Source organism: Pseudomonas sp. SG20052 (assembly GCF_031766055.1).
GTDB classification, from domain to species: domain Bacteria; phylum Pseudomonadota; class Gammaproteobacteria; order Pseudomonadales; family Pseudomonadaceae; genus Aquipseudomonas; species Aquipseudomonas mandelii.
In genome coordinates this window covers 592,691-618,996 of record NZ_CP134498.1, presented here as the reverse complement: position 1 = coordinate 618,996, position 26,306 = coordinate 592,691, and the positions used below count along the sequence as shown (strand labels likewise).

The following is a 26,306-nucleotide window of genomic DNA, read 5'->3' as shown; positions in this document are numbered from 1 at the left end:
TGATCAGCAATAAAACCTCCAATCTTCGAGTCTGTATACTGCGCCCTCGTCTTGAACACTGAGGTCGCTGCATGCCATCCGTTATTTCCACCGACGTTCTGATTGTCGGCGCTGGTGTCGCCGGCCTCTGGCTGAATGCGCGTCTGCGCCGCCAGGGTTTTTCGACCGTGCTGGTGGAAAGCGCCAGCCTTGGCGGCGGGCAGAGTGTGAAGTCCCAGGGCATCATCCACGGCGGCGCCAAGTACGCGCTGCATGGCGCCCTGACCGGAGCCTCGGAAGCCATCGCCGACATGCCACGCCGCTGGCGTGAAGCCCTTGCCGGCGACGGCGAGCTGGATCTGACCGGCGTGCGCTTGCTGTCCGAAGCCCATTACCTCTGGTCCCCTGGCACCCTCGCTGGCAACCTCACCAGTTTCTTCGCCAGCAAAGCCGTGCGTGGCCGTGTCGATCAGGTCAAGGGCGACCAACTGCCGCCGGCCCTGCAAGACAAGCGCTTCAAGGGCAAGGTTTACCGATTGGCGGAACTGGTCATCGACGTGCCGAGCCTGATCCAGCGCCTGGCCGACCTGGCCGGTGATGGCCTGCTCGCCGGTCAGAAGATCGAACCGTTGCTGGAGGCGGGGGTTCTGGTGGGCCTGAAGGTCGACGGACGTGAGATCCGCGCCCAGCGCATCGTGCTCAGCGCCGGAGCCGGCACAGCGGCGTTGCTCGACGCCCTGGGGCTGAGCCAGCCCGCCATGCAGCGCCGGCCGTTGCACATGATCATCGCCAAAGGCCCGAGCCTCAAACCGCTGTATGCCCACTGCCTGGGCGGCGGCACCAAACCGCGCCTGACCGTGACCACCCATCCTGCCGCCGATGGCCAATGGGTCTGGTACATGGGCGGCGATATCGCTGAAGCCGAAGGGGTTGCCCGTGAACCCGCCGAGCAAATCGCCACCGCGCAGAAAGAACTTGGCCAGTTGCTGCCATGGATCGACCTGAGCACCGCGCAATGGGCCACCTTGCGTGTGGATCGCGCCGAACCGCTGCAATCGGGACTGACGCGCCCGGACAATGCCTTCCTTGCCGAAGAAGGCCGGCTGCTGGTCGGTTGGCCGACCAAACTGGCACTGGCGCCGGACTTCGCCGACCGGGTCATCGCGTCTTTACAGCGTGACGGCATCCAGCCAAGCCATCCAGCGCCGCTGCCCGACTTGCCAAAACCACCGATTTGCGTTCCAGCCTGGGAGCAACTGCTGCCATGAGCATTAAGACCCTGCACGACCTGCATCGCCCCCTCGGCAGCACTGGCCTGATGGTTTCGCCCCTGGGCCTGGGCACGGTAAAACTGGGCCGCGACCAAGGCGTAAAATACCCCAACGGTTTCCAGATTCCCGGCGATGACGAAGCGCGCATGCTGCTCAAACTCGCGCGCGATATGGGCATTAACCTGATAGACACCGCCCCGGCTTATGGCCGCAGTGAAGAGCGCCTCGGCCCGCTGTTGCGTGGTCAGCGTGAGGACTGGGTGATCGTCAGCAAGGTCGGCGAAGAATTTGCCGACGGCCAGTCGAGTCACGACTTCAGCGCCGCCCATACTCGACGTTCAGTGGAGCGCAGCCTGCAACGCCTGGAAACAGATGTTATCGATCTGGTGCTGGTGCACTCCGACGGCAACGACCTGGCAATTCTCAACGACAGCGAAGTCTACGCGACCCTCGCCGCGCTCAAGGCCGAAGGCAAGATTCGCGGCTTCGGTTTTTCCGGCAAAACCGTCGAAGGGGGTTTGAAGGCTCTGGAACAGGGTGATTGCGCCATGGTCACCTACAATCTGAACGAACAGAGCGAGAAGCCGGTCATTGACTATGCTGCTGCTCACGGCAAAGCCATTCTGGTCAAAAAAGCCCTCGCCAGCGGTCACGTCTGCCTGAGTCCGGGCGTGGACCCGGTGCGCGCCAGCTTCGAGTTGTTGTTTGAACATCCGGGTGTTGCCAGTGCTATTGTCGGGACCATCAATCCGCTGCACCTCGCCCACAACGTCGCGACCGTTGCCCAGGTCCTACGTAGAAACTGATGCCGCCCACGCGGCCTTAAGCAGGAGCCGACATGCCGCGCACGCTCATAAGAAAGAACCCGAGCAACTTCAAGACCCTGCCGTTGTACGTCGAAGCGACTCCCGAAGGCTTGAGCTATCAGAGCGTCGGGATGCCGCTCAATTTCTCCCAGACCCTGCAACGTCGCCGCCCGGTGACGGTGCCCGACACTGAGCGCTTCTCGCTGGAACTGGCCAACCTTGGGGTCTCGGTGCGCCTGACCCTGCATTGGCAGAATCGCGATTACTGGGTCTTGGTGCGTCAACGCCGGCAAGACCGCGGCGATGTGGTGCTCAAGTTAATCTCCGGTTACGTGCCAGCCCACGAGCTGAACCTGCCACTGCATACGGCGATCCAGGAGATCGCCGAAGAGTGCCTGCTGGAAACCCCGGAAGGCTGGCTTGGCGGACGCTTCAATGACACTTGGCTGCCGGCGCCCTACTCCTCGGCGCTGCATTATCGCGAGGCATTACCCTTTCGCCTGACGCCGTTGTCCGGCTCCGCACGGCCTGTGCGTTGCGCCAAGATGCAGTTGATCGAACGTCCGCGGGCTTACGTGCATTTGCCGACGGCTTCGCTGCAATTGATTTATGACTTGCGCCTGGACGTACCCAAGGAAGCCAAGTCCCTGAGCCTGTTTCATGTCGATGAGCGACTGGAGGGCGATCAGCTGGTGGCCCGGCTCGATCGCAAGCGCCCCGATTTGTATTTGATGCCGCTGCAGGACGGCCAGCCGATGGCCGAGCTGTATACCTTGAAAAAGGATCAGCTGTACCCGGCGAGTACGCGCGGGCTGTACCTGGCAGAGAGTTTTGCCCAGCAGGAAGGCTGGCTGGTGCGCGATGAGCGGATTCGCTGGAAGGATTGGGTACGGCAGCAGGGGTTGAGCCCGCCGGGGAAGGATTCGGGTCTGGCCCGGTTACGCGGGAAGGCGAAGCAATTGCTGAAGAAGATTGTGCCGCGTAAGGCAGTGCGATAGGAACAAGAGCGCTTGTGTGGCGAGGGAGCTTGCTCCCGCTCGGCTACGCAGTAGCCGCACCGGCTAACGAGTATTCCCTGAAATCACGCGGTGTATGGTTTTGGGGCCGCTTCGCAGCCCAGCGGGAGCAAGCTCCCTCACCACAGTGACCGCGTCGTCTTCAGTTATTGCGGATTTTTTCGACTATTGCGGTAGTCGAGCTGTTTGCCACCAGCCCCAGTACTTTCACGGTTCCGCCGTAAGCGGTCACGATGTCCGCGCCGACCACCTGGTCGATCCCGTAATCCCCGCCCTTGACCAACACGTCCGGCTTGACCTCGCGCAGCAGGTTTTCAGGGGTGCCTTCAGGGAAGCTGATCACCCAATCCACGGCGCCCAGACCGGCCAGTACGGCCATGCGACGGTCGACGCTATTGATCGGACGACCCGGCCCTTTCAGGCGGCTGACCGAGGCATCGTCGTTGACCGCAACGATCAGACGATCGCCTTGGGCGCGTGCCTGCTCGAGGTAGGTCACGTGGCCGGCGTGCAGGATGTCGAAGCAGCCGTTGGTGAAAACAATCTTCTCTTTATGTGCTCGCGCATCGTCGACCGCCAGCAGCAACTGCTCAAGGCCCAGCACACCGCGCTCGGAACCTTCTTCGCGCTGGATGGCACGACGCAGTTCCGGGGCACTGATCGCCGCCGTACCGAGCTTGCCGACAACGATGCCCGCCGCCAGATTGGCCAGGGCCACCGCATGTGGCAGCTCTTCGCCTGCAGCAATCGCGGCCGCCAGCGTGGAAATCACCGTGTCGCCGGCACCGGTCACGTCGAACACTTCACGCGCACGAGCCGGCAGGTGCAGCGCCGGATGGTCCGGGCGCAACAAGGTCATGCCGTGCTCGCCACGGGTCACCAGCAACGCGCCGAGGTCAAGGTCGTGCATCAACTGCGCGCCCTTGCTGACCAGCTCATGCTCATCGGCGCAACCGCCAACGATGGTTTCGAATTCGCTGAGGTTCGGCGTGATCAAGCTCGCGCCACGGTAGATCGAGAAGTCCTTGCCCTTGGGATCGGCCAGCACCGGAATGCCACGGGCACGGGCGGCCTGGATCAGCACCTGATGGTTTTTCAGTGCGCCTTTGCCGTAGTCGGACAGCACCAGCACCTTGATGCCTTCGAGCAGTTCGTCGACCTGCTCGCCCAGCGCCAGGGCGTCGGTGGCGAAAGGTTCTTCGAAGTCGATACGCAGCAATTGCTGGTGACGGCTCATGACCCGCAGCTTGACGATGGTCGGCTGGTGCGCAATGCGCTGGAACAATGCCCGCACGCCAGCGCCCTTGAGGCTATTGGCCAGGCTGTCGGCAGCTTCATCGTCGCCGGTCACGCCGACCAGCGAGGCCGGTGCGCCGAGGGCGGCAATGTTCAACGCAACGTTGGCGGCACCGCCCGGGCGGTCCTCGATTTGCTCGACCTTGACTACCGGCACCGGCGCCTCAGGGGAAATCCGTGAGGTACCACCATGCCAGTAACGGTCGAGCATGACATCGCCGACCACCAAGACAGGGGCTTGATCGAATCGCGGCATGGACAACTTCATGGAGCAACCCACATACAGAATGAACAGGGGCGCGATATTACCACAGGGTTGGCGCAGGCTTGCGCGACGGCTGCAACGGGATGATTCGACAGGTAAATCTGATCAATTATTGAGCAAAAATGCCGTCAGTCGAAGGCAAGCGTCTGCCAGGCCCAGTGCCTCGGTATCGATCTCGCACTCGGCCGACAGCGGCGCCTCGTACGGGCTGTCGATGCCGGTGAAGTCCTTGATGCGCCCTTCCCGTGCAGCCTGATACAAACCTTTCGGGTCGCGTTGCGCGCACACCGCGAACGGCGTGCTGACATACACCTCGATGAAATCGCCTTTGGCGAATAAACGACGTGCGGCCTCACGCTCGGCGCGAAAGGGCGAGATCGCCGCAACGATCACAATCAGGCCGGCATCGACCATCAGCCGCGCCACCTCGGCCATGCGCCGGATGTTTTCCCGGCGACAATCCGCTCCCATCCCCAGATCACGGCACAAACCAGCGCGCAAGTTATCGCCATCGAGTAGAAACGTGTGCAGCTCGAACTGATTGAGCCGCAGCTCAAGGGCGTTGGCCAGGGTCGACTTGCCCGCCCCCGACAACCCAGTCAGCCAGAGGCAGCGCGGTCGCTGGGACTTGATCGAGGCCCGGGCTTCATTCGACAGCGACAAATTGTAAGGTCTGATGGCGCAAGCGGGCATGGATAGCACCTCATTCATAACCAAGCAGCTCGTAATCACGCTGGTACGCCCGCCGTACCAGCCGACGGGTCCGAACCGAGCAGAAGTCACGGGCCGGCATCGACTGCCGCTGCCGGGAACTGTTGACGTGCGGCAGCAACGCCGAATGTCCCAATTGCTCGCAGACCAGCTGGAAGTCCCGCTCCAGATGCTCCTGGTAACCCATGAAGTCCAACGCAAGATGCCCCAGGGAGTCGGTGAGAAAATCCGTCTGCGCGGCGAAATGCAGTTGCTGGCGGATCGTTTCAGGGTGCAGCCAGCGACCGACAAAGTCGTCGAAGTCGCGGTAATGGCTGACCAGTTTCTGCGCCGCGTGATCGCGCGGTCCCAACGCGTTGCCTCGCAAAAACGCGTAGGCGGAATAGGCCCTCTCCAACGGGTCGCGAACGAAAGCGAATTTGAAACAGGCGGCGAACTGCTCGGGAAACTGTTGTTCGTACCAGTACAGCGGCAAGTGACCCGGGCTCCAGTTATCGAACAGCGCCGCGCAGACGCTGCTTCCGGCGCACTTGGGGACATGAATGAACAGACAGGAGCGCTGTTCGAAGGCCTTGGGAAAATGCAGGTTGGCCGACATTGACTTGTTCACCACCTGACGGTCGACCACCGACAGGCGCCCCAGCAGGAAAGCCCGTTGCGGCTTGGGCAGGAGTTTCCAGAGATAACGTTGCAACATGAAAGCACCCGCGCGAAAGGGATGGCCCTCTCGATTGAAGTCAAGGTTCGTTCAGGAACATTAACAAGCGCGGAGCGTAGTTTTATTCAGGTTTGGTCAAGGAAGGTAAAGGTCTTGATACAAATCACCGGGCACATTGCGCGCCCGGTGAACAAAGGTCAGGCGATGTCTTCCGCCGGGGCGTCGAGGCCCATGGCGTTCAGGCGGGCGTAATAGCCATTTTGCGCCAGGAGCTCGGCATGGGTGCCGCGCTCGACGATCCGGCCCTGGTCCATGACCAGAATCAGGTCCGCCTTCTCGATGGTCGACAACCGGTGAGCGATCACCAGAGTGGTCCGGCCTTTCATGACCTGGTCCAGCGCCGCCTGAATATGCCGCTCGGACTCGGTATCGAGGGCCGAAGTGGCTTCGTCGAGAATCAGCAATGGTGCGTTCTTCAACAAGGCACGGGCAATCGCCAGGCGCTGGCGCTGTCCACCGGACAACAACACGCCGTTCTCGCCGACCTGGGTGTCCAGGCCCTCGGGCAATTGTGCGATGAAGTCCATCGCATAGGCGTCTCTTGCCGCTTTTTCGATGTCTTCTCGGGGCGCGCCAGCCAGATCGCCGTAGGCAATGTTATTGGCCACGGTGTCGCTGAACAGGGTCACGTGCTGGGTCACCTGGGCGATGTGCTTGCGCAGGTTCAGCAATTTGTACTGCTCCACTTCAACGCCATCGATCAGGATCTCGCCTTTGTCGTGGTGATAGAAACGCGGAATCAGGTTGGCCAGGGTCGACTTGCCGCTGCCCGAACGCCCGACCAGTGCCACCATTTGCCCCGGCTCGACCGAGAAACTGATGTCGTCGAGTACCTGGCGATCGGTGTCCGGGTAAGTGAAGCTCAAGTGGCGCACGTCCAGACGACCGCTGACGGCATCACGCTCGACCGTGCCGGTATCGATTTCCGGCGCGACGTCCAGCTGCTCGAAGATGCTCTCGGCACCAGCCACACCTTTCTGGATGGTCGAGCTGACTTCGGACAATTGACGGATCGGCTTGGGAAGCAGGCCGGCCAGGGTGATGTAGGCGACCATGTCACCGGCCGACGCATCGCCGCGCAGGTACAGCACCAGGAACATCAGCACCGCCATGGCGCTGTAGATCACCAGTTGCAGCAACGGCGTGTAGATGGCACCGGTACGGGTCATGCGCAGTTGTTTGTCGGTGTTGCCCTGGCTGGCATCGTAAAAACGTTTTTCTTCGTAGACTTCGCCGCCGAAGCTGCGCACCACGCGATAACCCTGGATGGTTTCCGAAGCCACGTGCGTCACGTCGCCCATGGCCAGCTGGATTTTCTTGCTTTGCTTGCGGAATTTCTTGCTTGCTGTGCGCACCATCACCGCGATCAACGGCAGGATCGCAACCATCACCAGCGTCAGCTTCCAGTTCATGAACAGCAGCGAGGCGAACAGGAAGATGACCGTCATGCCTTCTCGGATAACGACCTTGATCGCATCTGTTGCCGCCCCGGTGACCATCGTCACGTTGAAGGTGATACGTGAAATCAGATGACCCGAGTTATGCTTGTCGAAATACCGATTGGGCAAAACCAGCAGGTTATTAAACAACTGCACACGTAAATCATGGACCAGCCCGAGGGAAACCTTGGCCAGAAAGTAGTTGCCCAGATAAGATCCCAGCCCCTGCCATGCGGCGATCAGGATGATCAGCAACGGCACCGCCTGCAGCAGTTGCAGGTCTCGCAGGTAAGGCACGGTTGGAAACAGCACTGCCTCGGGGTTGGACAGGCCGTCGACGAAGTACTTGAGGATGTAGCCGAGCATTGGCTGCGTCGAAGCGAAAATCAGAAAACCGACGATGCTGATCAGAAACAGGCTGATATACGGCCGGACATAGCCGAGCAGGCGGAAGTAGATTTTCAAGCTCGAAGGGCTTGCGGAGAGACTGGAGTCGGTCATATCACGCGAATGTCGATAAAAAGGACGCTGACTTTAGCACAGCTTCCTCAGGGTTCTGGCAATCGCATAAAGGCTGTTATTGTTACGCGTCAGATTAAGCATCAAATAGCCATCGCTCCAAAATGGCCGATCAACTTCAGGATTGAATCTCTCAGCATGCAACTCAGCGGTTTCAATAGCGTATCCAATCGAGTCTTCGATTTCATTTGCCTCTGGATTCTTCCGGTTGGCTACTTTTTGCTCTTGTGCTCGCTGTTTTTCCTGCCGGGACGAAGTTTGCACCACAAGCTTTTTTACGGGTTGTTCAGCATTCCGTCGTTCATTGCCATTTGCCTGCGGCCTCGTGAACTCAAAGAGCTGCTGCGCGAACCGATTTTTGCCGCCGCGCTGTTGTTCGCAGCCTGGGCGCTGCTGAGTCTATGCTGGGGCCCTGAAAGCAAAAGCATTGCCGGTCAGTTCAAGCCGCCGCTGCATACCTTGCTGCTGTTTGCCGGTTGCTACCTGCTGGTGCGCTACCGCAGCGAAATCCTCCAGCCGCTGCTGTTCAGCGCCGCATTGGTGGGCCTGATCGGCACGGTTTACGATTTGTTCATATTCACCCGGGTCTACGAGCCCGGATTGCGCCTTATCGGCGGCGGCGCCTTTGACAATCCATTGCTCAGCTCTCACATATTCGGTTTTTTCTGCGCGTACTGGCTGAGCTTGAGCATGACCTGCAAACGTCGGCAGATGCTCTGGCTGAGCATCCCGGCGATGGCCGTGATGTTTGCCGCAGTCATTGCGACCGGCTCCAGAACCCCGCTGGTTGCGCTGACCATGGCCTCGCTGTGGTTGAGTATCATTTGCTGGGGCCGTCGCTCGCTTGTACTGCTGGGCGCCCTTGCCGTCGCCGGGGCGCTGGTAATGTTCGTGTTCTCGCAGATGATCATTCTGCGAGGCGATTCCTATCGTTTCGAAATCTGGCAGATGGTGCTCAGTAAAATCGCCGATCATCCGTGGATTGGTCATGGTTACAACGCCAGTCTGACCGTCGATCCCGGTGTCGGTTATAACCTGCAGGAACCTCACAACTTCGCCTTGGGCGTGCTCTATTACGTCGGTATTCTCGGTTTGTTACCGTGGTTGTTTTTCCAGGCCTGGGGATTATTGAGCAGCTGGCGCAATCGCGTGCAACCGCTGTTCATCATTGCTTCCACCTGGCTGGTATTCGGCATTGGCGCCGGTTTGACGGAAGGTGGCGGGATCATTTCCCGACCGAAAGAACACTGGTTCCTGCTGTGGATTCCGCTGGCACTGATCGCCGCGCTGAGCATCAACCAACGCGCCAGACGCCTGCTTGCGATGCCTGTAAAGACGCTGTCACCAACCGCTCAACAGCAGTTGACCGCCGACGCGCAGATCATTGAAGAAGATGGCCTGGGCCCCAAAGTGCTACGCCTGGTCGATGGCAGCTTCCTCAAGTTGTTCCGTCGCCGACGCTGGTACACCTCGGGCAGCTTCAATCCGTATTCCGAGCGTTTCGCCATCCACAGCATTCAACTGCGTAACCTGGGTATTCCAACGCCGCAGATCCTTGACCTGTACCGGCTCGACGATGGCAGCAGCGCCGTGCACTACTCGCCACTGCCGGGCAATACGTTGCGTCAGGTGCTGCAAGGCATTACCGCACCGGCGGTACGCCAGGCGCTGGTGGAGCGTTTCGGCAAGTTCATGGCTCAACTGCATGAGCACGGCGTCTATTTCCGTTCGCTGCATCTGGGTAACGTGCTGGTGCTGGAGGATGGCGAGTTCGGCCTGATCGATGTGGCCGACATGCGCATCTATCCTTCCTCGTTGAGCCTCTCCCTGCGTCAGCGTAATCTGCGCCATATGCAGCGCTACACGGTGGATAAGCGTTGGTTGTTCGAAGACCATTTCGAAGCGCTGCTCCAGGGATACGCCATAACGGCGTCGAAATCCGCTGTCGACAACCTGCACAGGCAAGTGCTGGCCGGGAGTTCCCCGGCCCGGGCTCATAGATGACCGAAACCAATCCGCTCATTGCGCTGGCAGCCTATCTGCTGGCCATCGCGACCGCCGCCCTATTGTTACGCGCCGTTCCGAAAATCACCCGTCACCTGGAGCATTCCGGCGAAAGCCGCTATGCCAGCATCGACGGACTACGCGGCTATCTGGCGTTTGGTGTGTTCGTGCACCATTCGGTCATCACCTGGATCTTCCTGCGCACCGGCGTTATCGAATTTCCGCCAAGCAACTTCTACTCGCAGCTGGGCCAGGGAAGCGTCGCGCTGTTTTTCATGATCACCGGTTTTCTGTTCTGGAACCGATTGCTCACTCAGGGACGTCAACACGACTGGCTGGCCTTCGCAGTCTCTCGGGTGTTTCGCCTCTACCCGTTGTACCTGCCGTTGATGCTGATTGTATTTGTCACGGTGTTCTATTTGCAGAACTGGGAACTCAAGGACCCCGGCATCCGACTGGCCGGGCAGATACTGGCCTGGCTGACGTTCGACCGACCGGACGTCAACCAGTACCACCAAACCGGCATGCTGATCTCCAACGTCACCTGGACCCTGGGCTACGAGGTGTTTTTCTATCTGGCGCTGCCATTGGCCGGCATGGTCTTCATTTATCGCGGCAGCTGGCTGCAAGTGGTGCTGTGCCTGATCGGCATTTACGCTCTGTACCAATTGGTCGGGTGGGAGCACTCACTGAAGAAGCACTTTCTGGCGAGTTTCCTGGGCGGCATTGGGGCGGCGTACTGGATACGCCGCCCTCACTTGATGGCCTGGGGTCAGACGCGACTGGCGGGGATTATCGCGTTGCTGGCGCTGGCGATTGCCTTTACGGCATTCAACCGCGCGTTCAACCTGCTGCCACTGCTGCTGCTTTCCCTGTTTTTTGTCATCGTGGCCTCTGGAAACACCCTGTTCGGCGCTCTCAAGCCGCGCAGCATCCGCTGGCTCGGGGAAATCAGCTACAGCACCTATTTGCTGCACGGGTTCGTGCTTTGGGTGATGGTGCAACGCCTGCCGCTGGTGATGGACCTGGACGCTCGTGACACCTGGACCTATCTGTCGCTGCTGGCCGTATGCACGTGCCTGCTGATTGTCATCAGTAGCCTGACGTTCTTGTACATAGAAAAGCCAGGCATGTCGGCCGGCCGCAAACTCTTGCAGTGGCTGCGCCAAGGCAAAAAGGCCGAAAAGAGCCTGACGGAAAAGGTCGCTCGCTGAAGCGACCAGCCCCCTTTCCAAAGCTGATAACGCACCCTGTGTAGCCGCAGGCTACGCCATCGGCTACACAAAGCGCGTGACGACCCTAGTCTTTTTCCAGCGCCGAGAAATACAGCCGCCCCAGACCGCGCCAGGTCTTCTTGTTCCAGGCCCTGAACGGGATCTGCGCCAGCAGCTCGCGGGCGAGCTTGCGGTCACGGTTGGCGGTCTTGAGGAACATAGAACTGAGGAACTTGTAACGCACCTCGTCGTACAGCGGATGATCGCTGAACAGCGCGTAGGAGCGCAGGATGTTGTCGACCATGAAGCGGTGGTTCTTATAGGAGTTGGTGGCGTGCTTGCGATAGCGCGCCATCAGCACATTCAGGCCATCGATAAAGTAACCGGCACGGGTCACCTTCAGCTCGATCAGCAAGTCTTCCAGTCGGATGTTCGGATCGAACCCACCCACCTTGTCCAGCGCTTCCCGGCGGATCATCAGGGTTGGCGCGGGCGGATAGGGTTTGCGCTCCAGGAACATGTCATCGAAATCCAGACGACGGAACGGCACATCACGGCGCTGACGCTTCTCCGGATACAGATTGCCGTCGGCGTCGATCAGCTCGATGTTGCCGGCGCAGATACCGACCTCGGGCTTGCCATCCATGTACGCCACCTGAGTCGCGATGCGCTCCGGCAGCATGATGTCGTCGGAACCGAATGGCACGATCAGACTGCCCTTTGAACGGGCAATGGCGGCATTGAGCGTGTTGGTCAGCCCCTGGTTCTGCTGAACCTGGAAATCGAAACCGTACTGCGCCTGCAACACCTTGATCCGCTCGACGCTGTCATCCTTGGAGCCGTCGTCGACCACCAGCAGCTCGATGTTCTTATAGGTCTGGTTGAGGACGCTGAGAATGCTTTCCTCGATATAGGGAGCGTGGTTATACGACGCGATGATGACAGTTACTAGAGGTTGCGCATCGCTCATGGTTGTTCCTTGCGGGCCTGTTCCAGGCCGGAGTCGATCAGGTTCAGGTATTCCTGGCGGAACACCTCGATGTCATGTTGTTCCTGGAGATAACGGAAGGACTGCTCGCCCTTGACCTTGAGCTCGTCATCCGACAGCCCGAGGTAGTTATCCAGCGCCGTGATCAGGCTCGGCACGTCTTTTGGCGTAATCGCAAGACCGCCAGCACCTTCGATCAACGGCAGCATGGCCGGCACGTTGGAGGCGATCACCGGCAGGTGCCCGCTCATGCCTTCGAGCAGCGCCAGTCCCAGGCCTTCAGCCAGGGACGGCATGGTCCAGATATCGAACGCGCGAATGTACTGCAAGGCGATTTCCTTGAAGCCCAGCAGGTGCGCGCGACCGGTCAGGCCCAGGCTTTCGATTTCGGATTTCAGGCGCGACTCTTCGCGGCCGGCACCGATGATCGCCAACTGGGTATTGGGGTATTTGTCTTTGAGGGCAGCAAAAGCCTGCAACAGATAGGTGTGCCCCTTGACCGGTACCAGACGACCCAGCGCCCCGATCAAGCGCACCGACGGATCGATGCCCAGCAGTTCACGGGCACGCTCGCGGCTGTGCTGCAAGCCTTCGGCCTGCTCGATGTCGATGGCGTTGGTAATGGCGTAGGTATTCTGGTCGGTGAAACCGCAGTCACAGTCCAACAGGTACTGCTTGACTGCCGGCGACACACCGACGAAGCGCCAGTGACGATCGATCAGGCGCTGGGTCTGGCGGCGCCGGTAAAACCGGTCGTACTCTCCAAATCCGTGGGAAATGCCGATGCACAGCGGGACCTTCAACCAGCGGTTGAGCGTCAGCATCATGTTTACCGGCTTGAAGCGGTTACAAATCACCACGTCGAATTTTTCTGCGCGGCAAAACTTGTACAGCTGCCACATCGCCCGCAGGCGCATGCCCTTGAGGGACTTGTCGGAAAACTCGAAGTACACTGAACGATCGGCCCGGCTCACAGCCTCGCCCGGCCCGGGTTTGCCACGCAGGAATGCCGCCGTGACCTCATAGCGATCACTCGGCAGCGCCTTGACGATCTGCTCCGCGAGGTCGGCAAAATCATGGGCTTTGACGTTGTAGTCAGGCTGCAATTGCAGAACTTTTGACCGTTGACTCATAACTCTCCCCGGTGAAAACCTGTCGCATCGATGACCCAGGCCGGTTCGGCGGCAATACGCCTGACCTCGGCTGGATCGGGTGGAGGCAACCGTGACCACTCGTTGCGTTTCCAGCAAACAAAATGGAAGTACGGAAACCGGCGATCGCCATCGCGATCATTACTCAAACAGCCATTACGCCAATACCAGCGTTGCGGAAAATCATCAGTGCCGTCGTGCCACTTGATACAGCCACCCGGCGTGCTGAACGCCTCGGTGAATTCGCTGCGCCGACGCCACGGATTGAACTTGCCCACCAAAGTGAACAAAGGCTCGGGGAAATTCTTGCGCCAGAGAAAGATCCGACTGAATGCGCCCTCGTCCAGCGCATGATGCTCCTGATCGGTGAAGCGCTTTCGCCAGTCCTTCATCTGCATGAACAACTCACGTTTGCGGGCGTTGTTGCGCATCAGGCAGAGATGCCCCGCTACCCGCCGCTCGTGAGTCGAGAACAGGTCATAACCGGCCAGCCGATCAGGGGTGAAGTAACTTCGCAGGTCACCATACACCAGATCAATATCGCCGAACCCCCAGAAGTCATAGCCTTGCAAGCGGTCGGCATGAATATGCCCCAGCGCCGGCTTGATGTCGCAAAGCTTGTAAGCTGTATCCGGTGCAAAATCGATGCCCAGCCGTTTTGACACCAACCCGCAGTATTCGCTGAACGTCATGCACTCGACGGTGACGTTGGGTGGCAGGTTATCGGGTGTGCCGCAATCGCTGAACAGCAACCAGTCGATATCGGCATTGCGACGACAACTTTCCAGGAAAAACGGCATCCAGAACGGCCATTGGCCGAAATACGGAATCAGAAAAACAATGCGCGGGCGTGGGTTGATCACAGAAGAATCACTGCAGTGGTTTAAGACGCGGCCATGCTAGACAGCGAAGTGCTTCATTTCTGCTGTCGAGATGTTTCATCATGATTCAAAAGCCATAATAATTCATGACGTCTGACCGCCTTGCGAAAAAATTCGTTTTCGCCATAAAGGGGCGGCACTCTACGGGCCAGCAGACGCTGTATCAACCGACGCAAACGTCGCTTGAACGGCATGGGCGGTTGCAGGTCGTGCATCATGCCCAGCGCCATGGCTTTATCACGCTGAAGGTCCAGCGACAGCGGCAGGCAGCAAGGCTGCATCGGTGTGGTCGAGTCGAAGGCCGGCGGCAGCGCGATGCCATGCCCCGCATCGCCCATCGGCCAGCGATCGTTATCGTGCAGATGATTGGCGTAGCCGAGCAAGGTGGTCGGTTGCCATTCCAGGCCTCGCAAGGCTTCGAGGACCGCTTGCTGGGCGCAGAGATGATCGGGATGCGGGTCGAGCGTCGGGTGCGGCAGCACGATCACTTCAGGGCGCGCGCGCAGTATCAGTTCACGCAGATCGGCCAGCAGGTTGTTCCAGGTCGGAGCACCGTCGACGTCGCCCGGCAGGGCAAATGGATTCAACTGGCGATACACGCGGGTGTCGCTCAATTCGGCTTCACGGGACCCCATCGGCTTCGCCGGGGCGGCTTGCATCGCCGCCAGTTGCAGGCAGAAATAACCCAGCTGCACGCAATGCGCTTCAGGCACACCTGCCCAACGCGGCACAGCGATGCTGTCCCAGGCGCGCAAACGGCCCTTGAGCCGCGCCGCCTCGACCTTGTTCAGGCCGATCTGCTGATAATGCTCGGCTTCGATTTCACCGGCGGTGAGGGTCACGATCCAGGCTTCATCGGCCTGGCTGTATAAACCATAGGCGGCCAGTTCGGCGTCATCGGCATGAGGGGCGATCACCATTACGCGCTGGCGGCGGTAATCCGGTTGTTCCAGCGCCCACAGCACAGGCTCACCGAGCAAGCGGCAGAAGCGTCCGTGCAGGCGCAACTCGCCCCGCGACAATACTTGCGCCTGACCACTGAGGTTCAGGTAACGCAGGCCATTCACACCGCGTTCAAAGGTTTGTCGATCCGGGTTTTCACCACCCAGCAACTCGACCACCGGGTCGATAAAGCGCCCCAGCCACGTGCTTTTTACCCGCAGCGCCAACACCAGCGTTGCGTCGTCGACCAGCATCACGCCTTCGTCCAGGCGCAAACGCTCACCGTCCAGATGCACCTTGGGCTGCGGGGTATAGGGTGGGAAGCTGTATTGGTAATCGTCTTTGGGCGAGTAGAACAGGTGATCGGCGAACCATGCTTCGTGGGCAATCCAGCCCAGCACCGCCAGCACCAGCGGCAACCACCACGCCACCAGCACGCCGATGGCAATCAACAGCACCAGCGCGATCAACAGGCCGATGCGTTTGTTGCGCCGATGGCGCTTGAGCAGTTGCTGTTTGCGGCTCATGGGTTCACTCACACGGTGAAGACCGGCACGGGATTGCACCAGCGGTCCTTGTATTCTCGGTCGGCGCGGCCGAAGGAGAACCGCAAGGGTTTACCCAGGGCGCGGGCGTGTTCCCAGGCACTTTGGGTATTGAGAAAACTCAGCACGCTGCCGGGGCTGAACTCGCGCGTTTCGGGATCGACACCGCCATTGATGTACTCGACGCTGATCCACTCCGGCGCCTCGACGCGGTACACCAGTTGTATCGCAATCGGCGCATCGTTGAGGAAAATCACCGAGCCGATCAGCAAGTCCCGCAGCAGCTCGATCACCTCGCCCATGCGCTCGGCGCCGGTGGCCGGGAAACCCCAGCGACGCTGGAACAGGTCGCAATAGATCGCACCCAGCTCAGCGCTGGAAAACTCGGCGACCGGCCGCACCACCCCGCCCGCCTCTTCCAGCAGACGCAATTCACGGCGCTGGTTGTAGCGAAACTTCTTCGACAACTCTTCGGGCGTGCGGGCCATCGCCAGTTGCTCAGTTTGCAGCTTGATGCCGGTGAAACGGCCTTCATTGAGCGCCGACAAATAACGTCCGCGATGGCGCAGCGGCGCCTGCGCATCGGCGGCGGCCGGCAGGATCAACTCGGCATTGCCGAGGTCGAACAAGCCTTTTTTACCACGGCGCTTGAGTACGTCTTTGGACAGCGCCAGGTCACGGCCCCAGGTCGGGATAGCGGCTTTAACTTCACCGTTTTTTTCCCAGGCCAGGTAACGCACCGGGATCCCGGCCAACTGTGCCAGACGTTCAACTACCAGAGGATGGGTCGCGACGCTGCCGCCAAAACGTTGCCAGGCCTGTGCATAAGTCGAGGCGTCGACCACCGCCCAGCCCCGTTCGCGCCAGCCTTGAAATCGGTTGAGCATCAGCCCCTCGGTGCCAGTTCAGTGACGTGCGGCAAATGCCAGAAAGCATCGCGTACCGCGCGGTCGGAGAAACGCTCACGCAGGCGATCGAGCATCAGCTCGGCACACTGGTGACGTTGCTGGTCGTCCATCGCGGCCAGGTGTTGCAGCCCTTGGGCCAGGCGTTCGGCATCGCCCAACGGGAACAGAATGCCGACGCCTTCGACGACTTCCTTGGCCCCACCGCACGCGGTGGCGAGCAACGGTACACCGGCGGCCATGGCTTCCAGCAGCACCATGCCGAACGGTTCGTGATCAGAACTCAGGGCAAACACATCGAAGGCACGGAAATAACGACGGGCATCCGGCACCTGACCGAGGAACAACACGCGGTCGCCGATACCCAGTTCCCGGGCCAGAGCCTTGAGGTCCTCCTCCAGGCGACCACTGCCGAGGATCACCAGTTGACTGTTGCCCGGCAAGCCCGGCAATGCCTCGGCAAATCCGTGCAGCAGCGTGGTCTGGTCTTTGTCTGGGTGCAGCCGTCCGACGTTGCCGACAATCCAGGCATCCGCCGACAGGCCGAGGGTTTCCCGGGCCTCGCGCACCGACACCTGGCTGGTTTGCAACGCCGGCACATCGACACGGTTATACAGCGTCTGAATCCGCCCGGCCGGCCATTTCGGCAGACAACGGCGCATGTCGTCACGCACCGCATCGGAGACCCCGAGCAGGCTCAGGCGCTTGCGGAAAATATGCGCGAACAGTTTGCGGGTGCCGCGTTTGTAATCGCCAAACGCGTGATGCACACCAATCACCGGCAGCGAGGTGCCGAGCAAGGCGATGTAGATCGGCTTGAAGCGGTGAGCAATGCAGAAACTGAAATTGCGCGAGGCGGCGATCTTGCGCAGATCGCTGATGGCGCCCAGCTTCAGGCCACGAATGGCCTTGGAGCTGTATTCCATGAACAGCACTTCATCGGAAGCGCAGTTCGCGGCGACTTCGCTATCGGCGGCCCCGGTCAAAAAGACCGTGGTCACCCGATAACCAGTCCCCGCGAACAGGCTGGCGTACTGCCGGGCGCAGTCCAGGAACGGCCCGTCATAGCCGTGGCAGAACTGCAACACATGGCGTTCAGCCGAGCGTGTCATAAGCGTTGGCGCCCTCTTTGACCACCAGGATGTCTTCCATGATCAGATACTGTAGATCGGAACCGAAGAACATGTTCAGCGCGTCGGTCGGCGAGCAGATCATCGGCTCGCCACGACGGTTGAGCGAGGTGTTCAGCGACACGCCGTTGCCGGTCAGCACTTCCAGCGCCTTCATCATGTCGTAGTAACGCGGGTTGTATTCGCGCTTGAGCACCTGGGCCCGGGAAGTGCCGTCTTCGTGGACGACTTCCGGCACGCGGGTCTTCCATTCTTCAGCCACTTCGAAAGTGAAGGTCATGAACGGCGCCGGGTGATCGATCTTGATCATCTGCGGGGCCACGGTGTCGAGCATCGACGGGCAGAAAGGCCTCCAGCGCTCGCGGAACTTGATCTGGTGGTTGATGCGGTCAGCCACGCCGACAGCGCTCGGGCAACCGATGATCGAACGACCGCCCAAGGCCCGCGGACCGAACTCCATGCGGCCCTGGAACCAGGCTACCGGGTTACCGTCGACCATGATTTTGGCGATGTTTTCCGGCATGTTTTCGAGTTTGCGCCAGACCGGCTTGCTCGGATGACGGGCGCACGCGGCGACCACGTCTTCGTTGCTGTACGACGGGCCGAGGTAGACGTGTTCCATCTTCTCGACCGGCACGCCACGGGCATTGGACACGTAGGCTGCTGCGCCGACTGCGGTGCCGGCATCGCCGGAAGCAGGCTGTACGAACAGCTCCTTGACGTCGTCACGGGCGATGATTTTCTGGTTGAGCTTGACGTTCAACGCACAGCCACCGGCGTAGGCCAGTTTGCCGGTTTCCTTGAGCACGTCGCCCAGGTAGTAGTCGATCATCTGCAGCGCAATTTTTTCGAACAGCGCCTGAATGCTGGCGGCGTAGTGGATGTACGGCTCGTCGGCGATGTCGCCTTCGCGCTTCGGCCCCAGCCACTCGATCAGCTTCGGCGAGAAGTAGTAACCCTTGCCCTTCTCTTTATAACGGCGCAGGCCGATCACGTTGGCGTAGTCGGTGTTGATCACCAGTTCGCCGTTCTCGAACGAGGCCAGACGCGAGAAATCGTATTTGCTGGCATCGCCGTACGGCGCCATGCCCATGACCTTGAACTCACCGTCCAGCATGTCGAAACCGAGGAACTCGGTGATTGCGCCGTACAGGCCGCCGAGGGAGTCCGGATCAAAGAATTCCTTGATCTTGTGGATCTTGCCGTTTTCGCCATAACCGAAGAAGGTCGTGGCGTACTCGCCCTTGCCGTCGATGCCGAGGATCGCGGTTTTCTCTTTGAAACCCGAGCAGTGATAAGCGCTGGAAGCGTGGGCCAGGTGGTGTTCAACCGGCTCGATCTTGATTTTCTTCGGATCGAAGCCCAGTTGCTCCAGGCACCAGACGATCTTGTTGCGATAGCGCTTGTAGCGACGGTTGCCCATCAGGATCGCGTCGAGTGCGCGGTCCGGGGCGTACCAGTAACGCTTGGCGTACTGCCAGCGAGCCTTGCCGAAAATGCTGATCGGGGCGAACGGAATCGCGACCACGTCAACGTCGGACGGCTTGATGCCTGCCTGCTCCAGGCAGAACTTCGCCGATTCGTAAGGCATGCGGTTCTTTGCATGTTTATCGCGTACGAAGCGCTCTTCCTCAGCCGCCGCGACCAGCTTGCCGTCGATGTACAAGGCTGCTGAAGGATCATGGCTAAGGGCGCCGGACAGGCCAAGAATCGTCAATGCCACAGGGGTCTAGCCTCTTTAGTCTGCATGCAGGCGACAAGCGCCTCAAAAATTGATGTGCCCCTCGCAAGGGGCGAGAGACAGCTAAAGGGCGGGATTATAGCTTAAAAGCGACGGCAAGCCTCTAGCGGGAAGTGGCAAGCTCACGCGTTGACAGCAGAAAGACGTCGACATAGGCTCCTGCTCAAATGGACTGGGAGATCCCGGTCGGCGCTATAGCCTCGGTGAGTTCATCGGGGCTTTTCGCTTTCTGAAACAGGGAAAACCTGTTTCAGGACTAGACACATCACCCGCCGGATTACAAAAGCGCTACCCGCGGCCTGCTCGCCAGTAAATACTCAGATTGCCGTCGATAGCCTGGCGGTAAATCGTATAGGGCAAGGAAACGGTGTCCATGACCCCTGACAGGGTCAGGTCCAGCAACACAAAGGGGACGAGGAAGCCGGTGGGATCTGGCGGGGCATTCAGGATGCAGAAGTCGTAGGCCAGGCCGCTGTAGATACGGGGGATGGACTGGCAGTAGGTTTTTTGTTTTCGCAGGCCGCGAGCGGCGTCTTCGTCATCTTGCAGCACCGTCAGCGCGGTCCCGCATCCCGATAAAGCCAGTGAGAATGTAGCGATTGCAACAGCCGTTTTTATGGTCAAGGTTTGCCCTCCGTGAACGTCAGGCGAAACTAGCATCGCGGCTCTTCAGCGCACAGTTCACGGGGTCTGGGGATCATGTAGGACGGTTCACAAGAACTTGTCCTCTTAATCTCGGGTGTCTGTTCTGGCCCCATCGCGAGCAGGCTCGCTCCTACATTTGATCTGCGGTGAACACAGAGCCCCTGTGGGATCGAGCCGGCTCCGGGCGGCGTTCCGACGATAGGGTCGAAGACCCGATTCAGGCCGCGCCAGAGATGTCTTTGGGCAGACGCTGATCAATGACCTGATACAGCGCACTGCTCTCGGGCCAGTTACGCATGAACCGCGCCCGGTCCCGTGCATACGCTGGGGCAAAGCTCCCTACAGAGGCATGCTGACACATCGAATCCAGATCGATCAGCGCCCAGCGATCCTGCTGCCAGAACAGGTTGTGCCCCTTGAAATCACCATGGCTGATGCGTTCGCGAATCAGCTCGGCAAACAAATGATCCAGCGCCACCAATTCAGCCTCGGGCGCATCACCCTTTTCAACGTACGGCGCAAAGCGCTCGATGATGTCCGGCCCCGGCAGATACTCAGTGATCAAGTACGCCCGGCTGCGCAGCCAGAGAAAACGCTTCTCCAGCAACGCCAGCGGTTTGGGCGTGGCGATGCCGAGGAACGCGAGGCGATTGCCTTCGCGCCACGAGTGCCAGGCACGGCTCGGGCGCCAGAAGCGTTTGAGCCAGTGGGCAAAGCCTTTGATGTTGTAGCGCTTGATCACCAGCGTCCGACCACCAACCTCGACTTTTCCTACACTCGCTGCACCGCCGGTCTTGTACAGATGGCCCTGATCAAGCAAGGCATCGGCCTGTTCCAGCACCGGCAGCATCGCCGCCTCTTCTTCACGACGAATAGCCCGCAAGCCAAAAGGCCCGCGCTGGACGCTGAACAATGAACACTCGCGCCCCACCTTGATCAGGTAGTCCTTCAAGCGCCAGCTGCGAACCTTGTCGATCTGCTTCTGCAACGCTTCCATCGGCAAGGCGTGTTCGCCGTTACTCAGCAGGTAATACACCAGCAATTCTTCGGTGAACGGTTCCAAAGACTTGGGCAACTGGGCGAAAAACACGCCGAGGTTTTCCAGGACTTTCTGCCGTGACAGCGGCTGGCCCGGGGTTTCAGCGCAGACGCCGCCGCCATCGATCAGGTACAACCGACCGCGCTGACGCAGGAGGTTGTCCAGATGAAGGTCCTCCTGCCAAAGCCCCTTGCGATGCATTTGGCCGATAGCGCCCAACGCCTCGGCCAGCACGGCCCCTTGCATATCAGCCAGCACCGGCAAGTGTTCGACTTTTTTCCAGGTCTCCCCCAGGCTCTCGGCGCCTTCGAGGAAATCGAACAGTAGCCAACCGCCCTCGCCCTCTTTCAGGCCGTCCATCAGCAACTGCGGCGTGGTCAGCCCTTGATCGGCGAGCAAACGCACGCCATCCAGTTCACGCTGAAAATGCCGCGCCGCCTTGCCGCCGACCAACAACTTGGCCAGCACCGGCCGGCCGCGCCACACGCCGGCGCCGACATAACGCTGCCCCGGCAATACGCGCAACAAGCTCAGCAACTGCAACTCGGCGGGACCGGCAGCATCGGCCAGTGAAATACTCATCGGCAGGCTCGGGCTGCGGCCCGCGCCTTTCAATTCGGACAAACGCATCAGCGCGCCTCCTTGTGACTACGTCGCGCGGTGAGGCGCGAAACCCAACTGTCCACCAGCGAACTGTCCCGTGGCTGATCCACATAAACCGCCAGCAATTCGCGCAACTGCGCTTCGGTCCACTCCGGCGCGCGGCGCAGCAACGGTTCCAGGTCCTTGACCCGGTCACGCTGGCCGAACAGCAACGGCCGGGTTTTTTCCAGGTCGATCAACTGCGCCTGATAACCGTCACCCGTGGCCTGGAGGAAAATGTGCTTGGGGTAGAAGCAGCCGTGAAGCTGGCGCACGCCGTGCAGGCGCCGCGCCAGCTCGCCACAGGCTTTCATGATGGCCGTGTGTTGCGCTTCGCTCAGGTCCGACCAGCGCTGTAACAGCGAATCCAGGTCATCCCAACCGTCCAGCGCGCGGGTCAGCAGAACCGCCCGCACTTCCCCATCGACTTTGCGCTCACCAAAAAACGCCGCTTTCAGCGCCGGAATACCCAGCTTCTGATAACGACTGATGTTGCGAAACTCGCGGGCAAAACTCGGTTCGCCGAACGGCGCATGGAAGGTGCGCGTCAGGTAGTTGCTCTGGCGCTTGAGGTAGTAGCCATGACCTTCGAGATCCAGCCGAAACACGCTGCTCCAGCCGCCACCGACGGTGTTGGGCTCATCCACCGCGTCGAGCTGCTTGGCCCACAGTGCGTCAAAAGTGCCGAGGCCATGGCGCTCAAGCAGCGCACGGTCTTCAGCGGCCAGAAAATCAGTCATTCGCGCCCCTCGAAAAATCTCACCACGTGCCGGATGCGTTTTTTGTCGTCGGCATTCAGCCGGTCACGCTGGCGGTATTGCAGGTAAAAGCGCAGGCGCTGGGTGGCCGACAGGTGATATTTCGCCACCTTGTCGAGGCAGGCCAGGTCTTTGGTGATCCGGTATTTGAGCCAGAAGCCGCGCCAGAAATCGCCGTTGGGGCAATCGATCAGGAACAGCTTGGCCTCATCGTCGATCAGCAGATTGCGCCACTTCAAATCGTTATGGGTGAAACGGTTGTCGTGCATGGTCCGGGTGTAACCGGCCAACTGACGGCTGACGGAATCGACCCAGGCGCGGTCCGCCAGCTTGGGATCGTGGCGGTCGGCGAGGGCCGACAAGTCTTCGGTGTTGGGCAGTTCGCGGGTGATCATCGCGCCACGAGCATACGCCGCGCCTCGCCGCTCCAGCCCCCAGGCAACCACTTCAGCGGTCGGAATGCCCCACTTGGCGAAGCGCTTGAGGTTCTGCCATTCGGCCTTGACCCGGGGTTTGCCCAGGTAGCGGCGCAGGCCTTTGCCGGCACCCACGTAGCGCTTGACGTAATAATTGACGCCGTTGCGATTGACGCGGATGACCTCGGACAACGGGTCGCGGGTCAGGCGTTCACCCTGAAGCGCAAACACTGCTTCCAGGCTGCCAAAATCTTCCGTCAGATCGCTGTAAGCAGGTTCCAGCTTCCAACCGGGCATCAGAGCGCATCCCCGTATCGCTGTTTACGGTCGTAAAGTTTGTTGGCCTTGCCTTCAAGCCAGGCGAGCAGCGACGCTTCTTCAGCCAGAATCTGGCGCAATGGCTGCTGGAAGTAGCCTTTGAGGAATCGCAGTTTGTCGCGCTGGGTCAGGCCGATGTCCAGGGCCGAAAAGTACAACGCCGCCAGATCCTTGTTGCGCCAGCGCTGAGTGATCGCCGGGCGGGTCTGGGCGCGGTGCAGGTCGATCACCGAGAGCTTGAAGTCTTCAGCCGTCACCGGTTTATCGGTGTGCAGCAGGAAGTGGCAGATGTAGCAGTCGCGGTGGTTGACCCCGGCGCGGTGCATCATGCCGGTCATGCGCGCGACTTCGGCGATCAGCGCGCGCTTGAGTCTGGGCTCGGGCGGGTTCTTGATCCAGTCGATGCTGAAGTCTTCGAGGCTGACGGTGGGCGCCAGTTCTTCGGTGACGATAAACGAGTGTTGATCCGCCGGGTTGCTGCCCTTTTCGCCATAAGCGACGGCGGTCATAGTCGGTACGCCGACTTCTTTGAGGCGCTGAATGGCCTTCCACTCCTGACCCGCGCCGAGTACCGGCAGCTTGGCCGTCAGCAGGTTCTTGAAGATCTCGCCCCAGCCAATGCCACGGTGGATCTTCACGAAAAAGCCATTGCCGTTCACTTCAGTGCGCAAGGTCCGGCGCGCTTCCAGTTCACGGTAAACCTCGCCCTGCAAGCCTTCCACTTCGGTGAACGCATCGCGTCCGGCCCAAAGGCTCTTGAACGGTTCAGCCAGCATCAACTTCATTAAGCGTGCTCCGCCAGAATCACATCGGCCGCGTGCTGCGGCATGCTGTAGAGGTCGGCCGTCTCAGCGAAGGCCAGACCGTTGCGGCTCCAGGCCGCCCGTGCTTGAGCGTCGTTCAACATGCCGGTCAGGTACTGCGTCAGTTGCGCCTGATCGAACGGTTCGTCCAACACCAGGCCGGCGTCGGCCTCGGCGATGTAATGGGCGTAACCACAGACCGCGCTCACCAATACCGGCAACCCGGCCACCAGGGCTTCGAGCAACACGGTCCCGGTGTTTTCGTTATACGCCGGATGAATCAGCAGGTCGGCACCCAGCAGGAAACGTGGGATATCGCTGCGCCCCTTGAGGAACGTCACGTTGTCGCCGAGCCCCAAAGTGGCGCTCTGCATCTGGAATAATTTGGGGTCATCCTGGCCAATTACAAACAGCCGGGTGCGTTTCTTCAGATCAGCGGGCAACGCGGCCAGCGCCTTGAGGCTGCGATCCACACCCTTGGTCTTGAACCCGGAGCCGATCTGCACCAGCAGCAGCTCATCGTCCTTGAGGTTGAATTCGCGACGGAAATCGGCTCGGATTTCGGCGGCATTGGCGGGTGCGCGCCGGTCCTGGGAGATCCCCGGCGGCAGCAAATGGAAGCGTTCCAGCGGTGTGTCGTAATGCTTGATGAACAGCGGCTGCTGGACTTCGGAAATCATCAGCACTTCCGTCTTGGCGTCCTTGGCGAACACCGCGCGCTCGTACTCGGCGAAGTGCCGGTAGCGGCCCCAACGACGGTACAGCGAGTTGCGCAGGTTCTGCGCCTTGTCTTCAAAGCAACCATCGGCGGCGTAGTAAACGTCCAGGCCCGGCATCTTGTTGAAGCCGATCAGACGGTCCACAGGACGCTTGGCCAGGTCCGCTTCCATCCACTCGCTGAGCTTTTCATTACGGCGATGATTGAAGAACGCCTTGACCGGCGCCACCAGCACTTCGAAACCCGGCGGGACATCGCCTTCCCAGATCAGCGTGTAGACGCGAATCTGATGGCCGCGCTGCTGGCACTCCAGGGCGATGCGCATGAAATCGCGCTGCAACCCCCCGAACGGAAAGTACTTGTACAAGACGAATGCCAATTGCATCAGCGCAGCTCCTCAGCCAGTAACAACGTGCTCAGTCGGGTCGCGACACGCTCGGGATTCAGACGCGTGAAGCACAGGGGCCACTCGCGTTTCAGGTCGAACTGACGGGCATCTTCGGCCGTCGGTTGATACGTACATTTCTTTTGCAGGCACGGCGCGCAGGGGAAATCGCTGGCGATGTGAATCTGCGCCTTGCCGTAGGCGCCGGTCAGGCCCGGGTTGGTCGGACCGAACAGCGACAGGGTCGGTACGTCGAGCGCGGCGGCCAGATGACCGAGGCCGGTGTCCACGGCCACGCAGGCTTGAGCGCCAGCCAATACTTTGCCGACACCGGCCAGGTTCAGTTTGGGCAGCACTTCGACATGCCGGAACCCGGTGGCGATGCGTTCGGCCCGGGCCTTCTCGACCGGATTGCCCCACGGCAGCTTCACGGCAACACCGAGATAGCCAACGCGCTCGGCCAGTTCGCGCCAATAGGCTTCCGGCCAGTGCTTGGTGTCCCACGTGGTGCCGTGCAGGAACAGCACATAGGGGTTCTTGCGCGGCAGTTCCACCAGGCGCTCGACGTTCAAGCCGTAATCGCCCAGGCCTTTGGGCAGGTCGTAGCCCAAGGCCAGAGCGAACAATTGACGCACCCGCTCTACCGCGTGTTGTCCACGGCCCACGGCCAGGCGACGGGAATAGAAACGTGCGGCGATGGGCTCGCGCGCCGAGTCCTTGTCGAGCCCGGCGACCGGCGCTTTGACATAGCGCGTCAACCAGGCGCTTTTGAGCAGGCCCTGGGCATCAATCACCAGATCGTATCGGGTGGCGCGAACGCTTTGTTTGAAGCGCTTCCACTCGCCACTCTTGAGGGTTTGCCAGAGGTTCTTGCGCCAGCGACGGATCGCCACCGGGATCACCTTGCCCACGGCCGGGTGCCAGGTCGGGATCTCGGCGAAGCCTTCTTCCACCACCCAGTCGAACGTGATGCCGGGGATCGCCCGCGCCGCGTCGGTCAACGCGGGCAACGCGTGAATCACGTCGCCCAGCGAAGATGTCTTGATCAACAGAACGCGCAA

At 60.3% G+C, this 26,306-nt stretch carries 24 protein-coding genes; 5 read left to right on the top strand and 19 right to left on the bottom strand.

The features are described from left to right. Window positions 1–71: 71 nt before the first annotated feature. The 3 genes from RHP74_RS02810 to RHP74_RS02800 are packed head-to-tail and all read left to right on the top strand — an operon-like array spanning window position 72 to window position 3,054. A complete protein-coding gene (locus RHP74_RS02810) occupies window positions 72–1,247 on the top strand; it encodes an FAD-binding oxidoreductase (RefSeq protein ID WP_200667552.1) in 1,176 nt (391 codons plus the stop codon). After that, window positions 1,244–2,056: an aldo/keto reductase gene (locus RHP74_RS02805; protein WP_304873401.1), complete on the top strand. Its 813-nt coding sequence runs from the start codon at window positions 1,244–1,246 to the stop codon at window positions 2,054–2,056. Before RHP74_RS02810 ends, RHP74_RS02805 begins: the two co-directional genes overlap by 4 nt. 32 nt (window positions 2,057–2,088) lie before the next feature. Further along, complete coding sequence (locus tag RHP74_RS02800) at window positions 2,089–3,054, top strand: hypothetical protein (protein WP_010464265.1); 966 nt, start codon at window positions 2,089–2,091, stop codon at window positions 3,052–3,054. A 160-nt stretch (window positions 3,055–3,214) separates the two neighbouring features. Here the strand turns inward: RHP74_RS02800 and hldE are convergent, their stop codons facing one another. The 5 genes from hldE to RHP74_RS02775 all read right to left on the bottom strand — a co-directional run bounded on the left by hldE (window position 3,215) and on the right by RHP74_RS02775 (window position 8,284). Continuing rightward, the gene (gene hldE / locus RHP74_RS02795) at window positions 3,215–4,636 is read right to left on the bottom strand and encodes a bifunctional D-glycero-beta-D-manno-heptose-7-phosphate kinase/D-glycero-beta-D-manno-heptose 1-phosphate adenylyltransferase HldE (RefSeq protein ID WP_010464267.1); all 1,422 of its coding nucleotides are present in this window, start codon (window positions 4,634–4,636) and stop codon (window positions 3,215–3,217) included. A 102-nt stretch (window positions 4,637–4,738) separates the two neighbouring features. Further along, entirely contained in the window at window positions 4,739–5,344 is a 606-nt protein-coding gene (gene cysC / locus RHP74_RS02790) for an adenylyl-sulfate kinase (protein ID WP_083375190.1), read from the bottom strand. Next, the gene (locus tag RHP74_RS02785; protein ID WP_077747661.1) at window positions 5,337–6,041 is read right to left on the bottom strand and encodes a sulfotransferase family 2 domain-containing protein; all 705 of its coding nucleotides are present in this window, start codon (window positions 6,039–6,041) and stop codon (window positions 5,337–5,339) included. The genes cysC and RHP74_RS02785 overlap by 8 nt, the downstream gene beginning before the upstream one ends. Before the next feature lie 158 nt (window positions 6,042–6,199). Continuing rightward, window positions 6,200–8,002, bottom strand: coding sequence for a lipid A export permease/ATP-binding protein MsbA (gene msbA, locus RHP74_RS02780; protein ID WP_311097695.1), 1,803 nt, complete (start codon window positions 8,000–8,002; stop codon window positions 6,200–6,202). Between the two features lie 33 nt (window positions 8,003–8,035). Continuing rightward, entirely contained in the window at window positions 8,036–8,284 is a 249-nt protein-coding gene (locus tag RHP74_RS02775; RefSeq protein ID WP_311097693.1) for a hypothetical protein, read from the bottom strand. Between RHP74_RS02775 and RHP74_RS02770 the strand changes: the two genes are divergently transcribed. After that, window positions 8,279–10,024, top strand: coding sequence for an O-antigen ligase family protein (locus RHP74_RS02770; protein WP_311097691.1), 1,746 nt, complete (start codon window positions 8,279–8,281; stop codon window positions 10,022–10,024). The two genes, RHP74_RS02775 and RHP74_RS02770, sit on opposite strands and share 6 nt — an antisense overlap. After that, the gene (locus RHP74_RS02765; RefSeq protein WP_311097689.1) at window positions 10,021–11,238 is read left to right on the top strand and encodes an acyltransferase; all 1,218 of its coding nucleotides are present in this window, start codon (window positions 10,021–10,023) and stop codon (window positions 11,236–11,238) included. Before RHP74_RS02770 ends, RHP74_RS02765 begins: the two co-directional genes overlap by 4 nt. A gap of 85 nt (window positions 11,239–11,323) precedes the next feature. On the opposite strand, the gene RHP74_RS02760 is transcribed toward RHP74_RS02765, so the two are convergent. The 14 genes from RHP74_RS02760 to waaC all read right to left on the bottom strand — a co-directional run bounded on the left by RHP74_RS02760 (window position 11,324) and on the right by waaC (window position 26,306). After that, a complete protein-coding gene (locus RHP74_RS02760) occupies window positions 11,324–12,208 on the bottom strand; it encodes a glycosyltransferase (protein WP_311097687.1) in 885 nt (294 codons plus the stop codon). After that, window positions 12,205–13,359 (bottom strand): glycosyltransferase family 4 protein, encoded by a 1,155-nt coding sequence (locus tag RHP74_RS02755; RefSeq protein ID WP_172792083.1) that lies wholly within the window; start codon window positions 13,357–13,359, stop codon window positions 12,205–12,207. Before RHP74_RS02755 ends, RHP74_RS02760 begins: the two co-directional genes overlap by 4 nt. Further along, window positions 13,356–14,240 carry a DUF6625 family protein gene (locus RHP74_RS02750; protein ID WP_311097684.1) on the bottom strand — a complete coding sequence of 295 codons (885 nt, stop codon included), beginning with the start codon at window positions 14,238–14,240 and terminating at the stop codon, window positions 13,356–13,358. The genes RHP74_RS02755 and RHP74_RS02750 overlap by 4 nt, the downstream gene beginning before the upstream one ends. A gap of 53 nt (window positions 14,241–14,293) precedes the next feature. After that, window positions 14,294–15,727: a PIG-L family deacetylase gene (locus tag RHP74_RS02745; RefSeq protein WP_311097682.1), complete on the bottom strand. Its 1,434-nt coding sequence runs from the start codon at window positions 15,725–15,727 to the stop codon at window positions 14,294–14,296. 8 nt (window positions 15,728–15,735) lie between these two features. After that, on the bottom strand, window positions 15,736–16,632 hold the full coding sequence (locus RHP74_RS02740) for an antimicrobial resistance protein Mig-14 (RefSeq protein WP_083375195.1): 897 nt from the start codon (window positions 16,630–16,632) through the stop codon (window positions 15,736–15,738). Beyond that, window positions 16,632–17,762, bottom strand: coding sequence for a glycosyltransferase (locus RHP74_RS02735; RefSeq protein ID WP_083375196.1), 1,131 nt, complete (start codon window positions 17,760–17,762; stop codon window positions 16,632–16,634). Before RHP74_RS02735 ends, RHP74_RS02740 begins: the two co-directional genes overlap by 1 nt. After that, on the bottom strand, window positions 17,746–19,503 hold the full coding sequence (locus RHP74_RS02730) for a carbamoyltransferase (protein WP_010464288.1): 1,758 nt from the start codon (window positions 19,501–19,503) through the stop codon (window positions 17,746–17,748). The genes RHP74_RS02735 and RHP74_RS02730 overlap by 17 nt, the downstream gene beginning before the upstream one ends. A 306-nt stretch (window positions 19,504–19,809) precedes the next feature. Next, the gene (locus RHP74_RS02725; protein WP_311097679.1) at window positions 19,810–20,145 is read right to left on the bottom strand and encodes a YceK/YidQ family lipoprotein; all 336 of its coding nucleotides are present in this window, start codon (window positions 20,143–20,145) and stop codon (window positions 19,810–19,812) included. A gap of 238 nt (window positions 20,146–20,383) precedes the next feature. Next, on the bottom strand, window positions 20,384–21,835 hold the full coding sequence (locus RHP74_RS02720) for a lipopolysaccharide kinase InaA family protein (protein WP_311097677.1): 1,452 nt from the start codon (window positions 21,833–21,835) through the stop codon (window positions 20,384–20,386). Beyond that, a complete protein-coding gene (locus tag RHP74_RS02715; protein WP_154911991.1) occupies window positions 21,835–22,587 on the bottom strand; it encodes a lipopolysaccharide kinase InaA family protein in 753 nt (250 codons plus the stop codon). The genes RHP74_RS02720 and RHP74_RS02715 overlap by 1 nt, the downstream gene beginning before the upstream one ends. Next, a complete protein-coding gene (locus tag RHP74_RS02710) occupies window positions 22,584–23,318 on the bottom strand; it encodes a lipopolysaccharide kinase InaA family protein (protein ID WP_010464295.1) in 735 nt (244 codons plus the stop codon). The genes RHP74_RS02715 and RHP74_RS02710 overlap by 4 nt, the downstream gene beginning before the upstream one ends. Then, window positions 23,318–24,124 (bottom strand): lipopolysaccharide core heptose(I) kinase RfaP, encoded by an 807-nt coding sequence (gene rfaP, locus RHP74_RS02705; RefSeq protein WP_154502775.1) that lies wholly within the window; start codon window positions 24,122–24,124, stop codon window positions 23,318–23,320. Before rfaP ends, RHP74_RS02710 begins: the two co-directional genes overlap by 1 nt. Beyond that, window positions 24,124–25,245 (bottom strand): glycosyltransferase family 4 protein, encoded by a 1,122-nt coding sequence (locus RHP74_RS02700; protein ID WP_077747649.1) that lies wholly within the window; start codon window positions 25,243–25,245, stop codon window positions 24,124–24,126. The genes rfaP and RHP74_RS02700 overlap by 1 nt, the downstream gene beginning before the upstream one ends. After that, window positions 25,245–26,306 (bottom strand): lipopolysaccharide heptosyltransferase I, encoded by a 1,062-nt coding sequence (gene waaC, locus RHP74_RS02695; protein WP_172792080.1) that lies wholly within the window; start codon window positions 26,304–26,306, stop codon window positions 25,245–25,247. Before waaC ends, RHP74_RS02700 begins: the two co-directional genes overlap by 1 nt.